The 1,168-nt window shown below is 46.1% G+C and carries 1 pseudogene; it reads right to left on the bottom strand.

Annotated features, from left to right (window positions below):
- Positions 1-117: 117 nt before the first annotated feature.
- Positions 118-1,122, bottom strand: a pseudogene (locus B3N33_RS10765) (linear amide C-N hydrolase).
- Between the last annotated feature and the right edge of the window lie 46 nt (positions 1,123-1,168).

Raw genomic sequence — 1,168 nt, 5'->3', positions numbered from 1 at the left:
GTTGACGGACAACGTTGTCTTCAGCAACGTACAGCGTTTTCCATCCAAACGGCTATTTCTCGGGAATTCGTTCTCACATAGCTTTCGAAAACTTCAATATCTTCGCGATTGATTTTCTTACTTGATTGCGTCCGTTACGTCAATATATTCCTGTTCATGACTCATTTTCAGAAAACGAATATTGCCGTTAGAAAAATCGATCCTATCAAGCTCCACCTTTCTTATGTTCAAGTCACTGTAGGTTCTGTAGTAGTAGACTTTGTTTGTCGAATCCCTTACTACCGACCAGTAAGCAATGTCTCTTGAAACTACCATTCCAAGTTGTTCATTGACTACGAGACCTTCAGGAATGTCAAGAGCATTAAGGATGTGCCAGGCCAAAGTTACCGCCTATTTTGCATGGGCCGGTTTCACTTCTCCGTGAGAGTAGAAGGCAGCCCTCACAAATCGGCTTGGAGATGTGTTGTCCCCAGGAAGCCCAAGCAATCCAGCTTCATTTCCTGTCGCCTTGATTTCAAAATCCCCTAACTTGGAACTCTTGATGTTTACCGGATTCAAGTTTACGTAGTTCGAGAGATTCTGAAGATGCCAGTCGAATGTGGGCTTGTTTGTAATTACTCCAAGGGGGTTTTCATGAATGTTCAGTTGACCTTCAACGTACTCTATTACAATGCAGCTTCCCTTTGCATCATAGACGATGTGGTGAAGGGGCAAAATAGTAGACTCCTGACCAATAATGGCAAGGCGGCACACGCGGATATTTTCGAGCTCCGTTTTTACTTCATCAACCGTGGCAAAGCTCCCAAGAATCCAACCTACCAGATCATACTGAGAAAGAGTTGACCTGTGAAGCTCTCTATGCAGCTCCTGGTATCCTGCGCAACCGGAGAAGTAGAATGCGCCGCATGCCAAACCGACTTCGTTTATTCCATCTGCAACTAAATCCATGCCCAAGGCGTTGGCCCCAACGTATCCGTACTTCACATTCCAGCTCAGGCCCTCCCAGCCGGTTGTAAGCGCAGCCACAAAAGTGCCTCTAGGTACAACGATAATTTTGCTTCCGAGATCAAATTCAAACTCGAGAGTCCTTGCAGCAATAATTGAACCATCCTTCGAAACCACTCTGAACCCGGTGCAGCCGATCGAAGCGCTAGTGAGCGAGGCTAAC

The organism is Mesotoga sp. UBA5825 (assembly GCF_002432955.1).
In the GTDB taxonomy this organism is placed as follows: Bacteria; Thermotogota; Thermotogae; order Petrotogales; family Kosmotogaceae; genus Mesotoga.
The sequence above is the reverse complement of the archived record's forward strand: the minus strand, read 5'-3'. Positions and strand labels throughout refer to the sequence as shown.